The sequence below is a fragment of the Bacillus cereus group sp. BfR-BA-01356 genome (assembly GCF_022663635.1).
GTDB lineage: Bacteria > Bacillota > Bacilli > Bacillales > Bacillaceae_G > Bacillus_A > Bacillus_A cereus.
In genome coordinates, this window is the sequence record NZ_JAKUFX010000061.1 from 24,277 (window position 1) to 32,106 (window position 7,830).

Consider the following 7,830-nt stretch of genomic DNA (forward strand, 5'->3'; position numbering starts at 1 on the left):
CTTCGAATGATGAAAAGCCCTTATTCAGGGCTCTTCATCATAATCTATATATCTATTTCTTTGCAGCTTTCACTACAAATGATACAATAAAAATTAACACGATTGCACCTAATAATGCTGGCACGACATGAATCCCACCAAAAGACGGCCCAAAAGTTCCAAATAATTTACCACCTAATGAAGCACCTAATAAACCTGCGATAATATTTCCGAACATACCACCTGGGAAATTTTTACCCGTTATAGAACTAGCAATTGCACCTATAATAGCACCAACTATTAATGTGATAATCCATCCCATTTTTAGTCCTCCATTTCTATTATAGTTTGTATGATTTAATACAAACATATGTATTTATCATTGCTAATCATATTTCACTATAGAAATATATTTACTACTATTTTACATATGGAGATACATATATTATATGCAAAAAAGAAAAATATTGTCAAACTCACCCATAAAGCAATTATATTCATATACCATATTTAAAGGAGGCTTCATTATCTATGATTCTTAAGTTAAATTCCACTTCTTTTGAAGTAGCAACATCCATTTTACAGGTTCAAATTCCAGCTTATAAAGTTGAAGCAGACTACTTAAATAGTACTGCCATACCTCGTTTATATGATACTGTAAACGATATTCAAAATTGCGTTGAAACATTCTATGGATATTTTTCTGAAAATAAACTTGTCGGTTTTATTTCTTTTGTACAAGAAGAAAAACTAATCGATATCCATAGGCTAGTTGTATCGCCCGATTTTTTTCAAAAAGGAATCGCAACGAAACTCCTAATTTATATATTTAACATGTTTCCCTCTCCAATGACATATATTGTACAAACAGGTAAAGCGAATACCCCTGCTATTACTTTATATAAAAAACACGGATTCATTACAGTATCAGATACAATACTTCCTGACGGTATGATTCTTACGCAATTAAAAAAGACAGAATACACAAAATAATTTGACTTGTTCGCTCCTTTATGTTATTTTTTACTTTATAAAACCTTTTGCTGAGTCCAAATTTTGGAGCGGGGGAACCATTTTTGTAGCTATGCTACTTGGGGCGAATCTTTTTTAAGTAGGGAAACTCTCACTTCCCGAGTCCGACAGCTAACCTCGTAAGCGTAATGGGAGAGGAAGGTGCTTTTTGCCTATGTTACACATTTTGCCTCCTTAATTATAAATATGGGATCGATATCAAATAGTCACCTATATTTATAGAAAAGGAGAATGTATTATGTTACGTTTATCTGATCACGCAATTAAAATGATGGAGCAAAGACTTCGAATTGAAAAACAACGCACATATCAAGCAAATAAGGTTGTAGATAACTTACATCACAAATACTTCTTTCAGCATATTTTTCAACCGAAAAGATAAAGAAAATGTTTATTTAATATTAAAAAACACAAGGTGTGTCTTACAAAGACATTCCTTGTGTTTTTTATATTCTTTATAAAATTCTCACTACATTTAAGCTTGCTGTAATCGCACCTGCTATAGTAGTCACATGCCCTACACCTAACGGGCCATTTTGTAATATTAATGTTGAATTGGCACTCGTCACATTCACAAGAAGTGTATTTGAAATGGCTGGTTCGATTACTACAGTTGATGTCGTTACGTTTTGTATAAAACTCCCTGTTAGTTGCGTTCCATTTAATAGCAATCTAACAGATACTGTCTCATTCCCACCATTTGCATCCCCTTGAAAATAGTAGCTTACTAAATATATTCCTGGCGTCGTTACTGTGACTGTCGTAGCACTAGTTAAAGATACACCAGTTCCATATACAGTGGATCCAGAATTAATTGGGATGTTGGCATTTGCTGCAATTGTGCTTGTTGATGTAGAAAAGAAATATCCGCCACCTGTCGATATAGCAGATGATCCTGTTGCTCCAGTTAAGCCTGTTGGACCTGTGGCACCTGTTGGGCCCGTTATCCCCGTTACCCCTTGTGGACCTTGGATTCCTTGTGGACCTTGAGGACCCGTTGCTCCAGTAGGTCCGGTTGCTCCTGTTGGACCAGTTTCTCCTTGTGGTCCTTGAATTCCTTGAGGACCTTGGGGACCCGTTGCACCAGTAGGTCCGGTTGCTCCTGTTGCTCCTGTTGGACCCGTCGAACCGGTTATCCCTTGAATTCCTTGCGGTCCAGTTGGGCCGGTTGGACCGATTACACCTTGAATTCCTTGTATACCTTGTATTCCCTGTGGACCCGTTACTCCTTGTGGTCCTTGTATTCCCTGTATTCCTTGAGGACCAGTTGCACCAGTCGGACCGGTTGGGCCTTGTGGACCTTGCACACCTTGTATTCCTTGAGGACCGGTTGGGCCTATACTTCCTTGTGGTCCCTGAATACCTTGTATTCCTTGAGGACCAGTTGGACCGGTTATGCCACTCGGACCTTGTACGCCTTGCACTCCTTGAGGACCGGTTGGACCACTCGGACCTTGGATTCCTTGTAGCCCCTGTAAACCAGTTGGACCGGTCGCTCCCCTTACTCCTTGCTCACCTTGTATGCCTTGTAGACCTTGAGGGCCGGTTGGACCGATTGGCCCCTGTGCTCCTTGCACTCCTTGTGGACCAGTCGGACCGGTTGCTCCTGCCGGTCCCTGGATCACCTTGTAAACCGGTTGGACCAGTCGGACCGATTACACCTTGCACTCCTTGTATTCCTTGTATTCCTGTTGGACCTACCTGCCCCATTTCTCCCTGGGGACCTTGTAAACCTTGAACACCAGTTTCCCCTTGTGGACCCATTGGTCCTTGCTCCCCTTGAATTCCTTGAGAACCAGTTGGCCCTGTTGGACCAATCGGACCCTGTATTCCTTGTATTCCGGTTACACCTTGTAAACCACTACCTCCTAAATTACCTTGCACACCTTGTATACCAGTATTTCCAGTTGGTCCAGTCGGACCAATTTCCCCTTGCACTCCTTGTATTCCTGTCGGACCTGTTGGACCAATTGGCCCTTGTACGCCTTGTATTCCTTGCGGTCCAGTTGGTCCACCTAAAGAACCTGTCGGACCCGTTGGACCAGTCGGTCCCGTAATACCTGACGCCGGAAAAGGAATAGGTGCTTGAAACTTACTACACTTATCTTGATCCCTCACAAGCAGCTCCCCCCGTTATAACTAACGTATCAAACTATTTTTAATACATTTAAACTAGCTGTTATCACACCAGATAATGTCGTTACATGCCCAATAGCTAATGGGCCATTTTGTAAAGATAAAGTAGCATTTGAAGAAGTAACTTCAATGACCATCGTATTCGAAACTGCTGGTTCTAATATAAAAGTACCTCCTGTAACATAAAAAATAAAACTCCCTGCGACTTGTGTTCCATTTAAAGTAAGCCTCACTGAAATCGTTTCATTCCCCCCAGTTGGATCACCTTGAAAATAATAGCTTACTAAATAAATTCCCGGCGTACTTAACGTTACAGTTGTTGCATTTGTTAAACTGACATCAGAACCAAAAACTGTAGATCCAGAATTAATTGGTATTAACGCATTCGCTGCAATTGTACTCGTTGAAGTAGAAAAGAAATAACCCCCCCCGCTAGGTAAGCCAGTCGCTCCTGTCGCTCCCGCTATTCCCAAGAAACCTATTGAACCTGCACTACCAGTTGCTCCTGTCGGTCCCACCACACCACTTGGGCCCTGACTACCTTGTGCTCCAACTGGGCCTATACTACCACTTGCTCCAATTGGGCCTTGCAACCCTTGAATCCCTTGTATACCTTGTATTCCTTGCGGACCCGTTGCACCTGTATTGCCTGTCGTTCCCGTTATTCCTTGTATTCCCGTAATCCCTTGCACTCCTTGCACACCTTGTGGTCCAGTTGCCCCAGTTGCTCCAGTAGCCCCAGTTTCACCCGTTGCACCTGTAATTCCAACATTTCCTTGTGGGCCTTGTGGGCCTTGACTACCTTGCGCTCCTTGGACTCCTTGTGGGCCTGTTATACCGACTTCCCCTGCACTTCCTTGGGGACCTCTAATTCCTTGTGCACCTGTTGGACCGATAATTCCTTGCACTCCTTGCGCTCCTGTTGGACCCGTTATTCCTTGTAATCCTTGAGAACCTTGCAAGCCAATAGCTCCAGTCGGTCCTATTATTCCTTGCACTCCTTGAGGACCTTGTGCACCTTGTGTGCCTGTCAATCCGGTAGTCCCTTGTATCCCTTGAACACCTTGAGGACCTTGTATTCCAGCTGCTCCTGTTTCTCCTTGTATCCCTTGAACTCCTTGTATACCTTGTGATCCAGCAGGACCGGTTACTCCTCGGATTCCTTGTGCACCTTGAGCTCCTTCCGCTCCTGTAACACCAGCTGGACCAGCTACACCTTGGATTCCCACCATTCCTTGTGCACCTGTTGGACCGATTACACCTTGAATACCTTGAATACCTTTAGGGCCTTCTGCACCTGTTGGACCGATTACTCCCAGCGGACCTTGTATTCCTCGAGAACCTTCTGCACCCGTTGGACCGGTTATACCTTGGTTACCTTGAGGACCTTGTGCCCCTTGTACTCCAACTGCTCCAACTACACCTTGGGAACCTTGCGCTCCTCTTACACCTTGAGGACCTGTTGGACCGGTTATACCTTGCACTCCTTGCGCTCCAATTGGTCCTATCCCACCGCTTACACCTGTTGAACCAGTCGCACCCGTTGGACCTGTTGGACCTCCTGGTGGACCGGGTGGTCCAGCTGGTCCAGTCACCCCACTAGATGGACCAATTGGACCAGTTGTTCCCGTCGGACCGCCCGGTGGTCCTTCTGAGCCTTGAATACCAATGCTACCTGTCGCTCCCGTTATACCTCTTATTCCTTTTATCCCTTGAAAACCTGTTGCTCCCGTTATACCTTGTATTCCTTGCACACCTTGTGGTCCTTGTAAACCTATTGCACCTGTTATCCCCTTTATTCCACTTATACCTTGGGCACCTTGCATTCCAGTAGAACCAGTTGGACCCACTTCCCCTTGTATTCCTTGAGCTCCTTGCGGGCCTTCCTCTCCAGTAATTCCTTGTATACCTTGGAAGCCGTCTTCTCCTTGTATACCAATAGCCCCTTGCTCTCCTTGTATTCCTTGAACACCTTGAGGGCCTTGTGGACCAGTTACACCCGAGACTCCAGTTATGCCTCTCTCTCCTTGCATTCCTTGTGCCCCTGTTTGTCCTCGCTCGCCTATTTCCCCTTGTATTCCTTGTGTGCCTTGTATACCTTGACTACCAGCAGGACCCGTTGCTCCTTGTATTCCTTCTAATCCTTGTACTCCAATATCACCAATTAGACCTTGGTTACCGATTAATCCTTGAGCACCTTGGAGACCAGTCGGGCCAGTTATACCTTGCTCTCCTGTATCACCAATAGCCCCTTGTATTCCTTGTGCTCCTGTTGTCCCTTGGGGACCTTGTATTCCCCTGATACCTTGAGGACCTTGGGGCCCAGTTGCTCCCGTCGGTCCAGTCACCCCTGTAGGACCAACAGGACCTTCATGCCCTCCAGTTGGACCGATTGGACCACTATTACCTGTCGGACCCGTTGCTCCTATAAACGGAAGAGGCAGTGCCACTCCAAATTTTTTGTACTTTCTATGATGACGCACAACAATCCCCCTTCCCCAAAATAATTACACCTTTTATATGAAATGCATTTTTATAAGAAAAGTACACCTTTGACCTCATTTTTTTAAAATAAAGAAGCCTATCATTTCATCTATTTGAAATCATAGGCTTCTTTTATAAAAACACTTTACTTTCTAGCTTTAATAATAAAAGTAGTCGGCACCATTCTAGCTTTATATAAAGAATAATACTTCGTAGACGGCTCAGCTAGTTCTCCATCAAACGAGCTTGATGGTTCAGGCTCTTCTATTCTCTCAATTTTAAATCCCGCTCTATTTAACTCATTTATGTATGTACTTATTTTTCTCTTATATAATGTCGCTTGTACATTTTCTCCTTTAAATGTTTCAAACGTAATGGGCGTTTCCTTATGATAAGAAGACTTTATAGCAACTTCTTCCGTACCATACTGTAAGTTTGAATATACCGGGTGCTCCCAACTAAAAATAAAACTTCCTCCTGGCTTTACATATGAATAAATCAGTTCCAACGTTTTTCTTAAATCCAAAGTCCAACCTAATGCATAAATGGAATATACAATATCAAAATATCCTTTCGGAATATCTCCTTCTTCTTCCATTGCTCCGCATACTAACTTTGGATTCCATTCCTTTAACGTCTTATTCGCTATTTCAATTTGTGTACTCGAAAGATCAAGCCCCCATAATTCCTCTGCCCCTTGTTCCGCCATATATTGCAACGAATGCCCACTTCCACAACCAATATCAAGAACCTTTTTCTTTCTGATTGAATCGAACAAACGAATCTCATCTTCAGACGCCGTATACGGACCATATTTAGGTAAACAATCCACTTGAAAGAAATAAGGTGCAACTGTATCCCAACACTTTTTATTTAAAGCTAACATTTGCGTACCTTTCATATTCTACATTCCCCCATCCATTTTTCTTTCTCTAATATTAATTACATATCATAACCAGATCGCCCTTTTCTCTTCGCCCGGTAGTTTTTCACTTTCGCAATCGTACCGCATGCTCTTCCTCCTTCTTCTCCAGCATACATACCGCACCATCTTTTACTTCCATTTCGCGAATGATCATAAAATACCCAGCGACAATCTGGACATGCTTTTAACCTTCCCCATACATTTTCTTGAATTGACATTAACACAATGCTTAACACTTTTGTATACACATTCTCTTCATATACCGGTTCATATGTAATATCTTTCATATCATCCTTTATATGTACATGAAATGGGTATTTCTCTAACCATTTTTGCAATGATCCTTCGCCTTCAATTGTCATCCGAATATCTTCTCGAAAACCTCTTAATTCCTCTATCGTATGAAATGGAAACTCTTCATCAAAATATTCTTTCATAAAAAGCTTTATGTCTTCTTCTGTTTGCAGCAAATCAATTGGCTCTCTCGTATCGTTTGGTATTCTCCATGTATTTAAAAATTCCCGAATATGTTCTAGTTCATTTGGAGCGTTTTGATTCAATTCGATCCACCTTCTTCTTAAAATTTACTTTTTTCTGACTTTATGTATAATTATAGTATAAAATAGTTAACCATCAAATGATTTTACTGGTTACATAATTAGGAGGATTTCTATGAAAAGTTTCTCAACACCGATACGTTTCATGCTTATTTCTTCATTTTTTATGTCTTTTGGGTATTTTGCACATCCCTATCAAGCTAATAGTTTTAATTACCCCATAACGAAATTTTTAGCATCGTTAACTATTGATAATGATAGGTTATGTTAATAAAAATTGTATGGGTGATATATCATAAGTATTTGTATTTCAAGTTATAAATTGTTATGATAAACTGGTTAATTTAGGGAAATAAAGGAGGGGAAATATGGATTTAATCAAAGAAGTGACTTTATTAAGATATCAATTTAGACTTATGCAAAGTATGATTCAGTCAGATGAATTCCCATTTTATAGATTTGTTATAGATCATGAATTTGAAGAAGAACAAGTAAATGCCTTAAGAAACATTTCAATTGCATTTCATGATCGATTAACTAGAGAAGAAGTTTCGATTTTTGCACAAAACGATCATTTGTTTTCTAAATTTAAACTTCCTTTAGATATGCTATATAGCCCAGAAAAGCCTAATTTAGATGAGTTTAAACTATATATCACTAAGATTTTTTATCAAGAATTTGAATTGAAATACTTATTATTAAGTTTAAAAAAACAAT

Annotated in this window: 7 protein-coding genes, 1 pseudogene and 1 riboswitch; of the genes and pseudogenes, 3 read left to right on the top strand and 5 right to left on the bottom strand. The window is 41.2% G+C overall.

Going from position 1 to position 7,830, the window contains the following annotated elements; translation table 11 throughout:
* Window positions 1-52: 52 nt before the first annotated feature.
* Entirely contained in the window at window positions 53-301 is a 249-nt protein-coding gene (locus MR168_RS19265) for a GlsB/YeaQ/YmgE family stress response membrane protein (protein ID WP_000539727.1), read from the bottom strand.
* A 209-nt stretch (window positions 302-510) separates the two neighbouring features.
* Between MR168_RS19265 and MR168_RS19270 the strand changes: the two genes are divergently transcribed.
* On the top strand, window positions 511-972 hold the full coding sequence (locus MR168_RS19270; RefSeq protein WP_000601226.1) for a GNAT family N-acetyltransferase: 462 nt from the start codon (window positions 511-513) through the stop codon (window positions 970-972).
* A gap of 38 nt (window positions 973-1,010) precedes the next feature.
* A riboswitch (cyclic di-AMP (ydaO/yuaA leader) is annotated at window positions 1,011-1,153 on the top strand.
* Window positions 1,154-1,249: 96 nt separating this feature from the next.
* Window positions 1,250-1,393, top strand: coding sequence for a hypothetical protein (locus MR168_RS19275; RefSeq protein WP_000945243.1), 144 nt, complete (start codon window positions 1,250-1,252; stop codon window positions 1,391-1,393).
* 73 nt (window positions 1,394-1,466) lie between these two features.
* Here MR168_RS19275 and MR168_RS19280 read toward each other — a convergent pair.
* From MR168_RS19280 to MR168_RS19295, 4 genes and pseudogenes are all read right to left on the bottom strand, one after another.
* Window positions 1,467-3,135 (bottom strand): annotated as a pseudogene (locus tag MR168_RS19280) (collagen-like protein).
* A gap of 23 nt (window positions 3,136-3,158) precedes the next feature.
* A complete protein-coding gene (locus tag MR168_RS19285; RefSeq protein WP_140159347.1) occupies window positions 3,159-5,630 on the bottom strand; it encodes a collagen-like protein in 2,472 nt (823 codons plus the stop codon).
* Between the two features lie 146 nt (window positions 5,631-5,776).
* Window positions 5,777-6,532: a class I SAM-dependent methyltransferase gene (locus tag MR168_RS19290; RefSeq protein ID WP_025708778.1), complete on the bottom strand. Its 756-nt coding sequence runs from the start codon at window positions 6,530-6,532 to the stop codon at window positions 5,777-5,779.
* A 41-nt stretch (window positions 6,533-6,573) separates the two neighbouring features.
* On the bottom strand, window positions 6,574-7,116 hold the full coding sequence (locus MR168_RS19295) for a CGNR zinc finger domain-containing protein (RefSeq protein ID WP_006922529.1): 543 nt from the start codon (window positions 7,114-7,116) through the stop codon (window positions 6,574-6,576).
* 365 nt (window positions 7,117-7,481) lie between these two features.
* Between MR168_RS19295 and MR168_RS19300 the strand changes: the two genes are divergently transcribed.
* A partial coding sequence (locus MR168_RS19300) for a DUF1878 family protein (protein WP_242291450.1) occupies window positions 7,482-7,830 on the top strand: 349 nt, incomplete at its 3' end.

Excerpts from the sequence above, each read along its gene's own strand:
- MR168_RS19265 (WP_000539727.1), bottom strand. The coding sequence starts at position 301 with ATGGGATGGATTATCACATTAATAGTTGGTGCTATTATAGGTGCAATT.
- MR168_RS19275 (WP_000945243.1), top strand. The coding sequence starts at position 1,250 with ATGTTACGTTTATCTGATCACGCAATTAAAATGATGGAGCAAAGACTT.
- MR168_RS19290 (WP_025708778.1), bottom strand. The coding sequence starts at position 6,532 with ATGAAAGGTACGCAAATGTTAGCTTTAAATAAAAAGTGTTGGGATACA.
- MR168_RS19270 (WP_000601226.1), top strand. The coding sequence starts at position 511 with ATGATTCTTAAGTTAAATTCCACTTCTTTTGAAGTAGCAACATCCATT.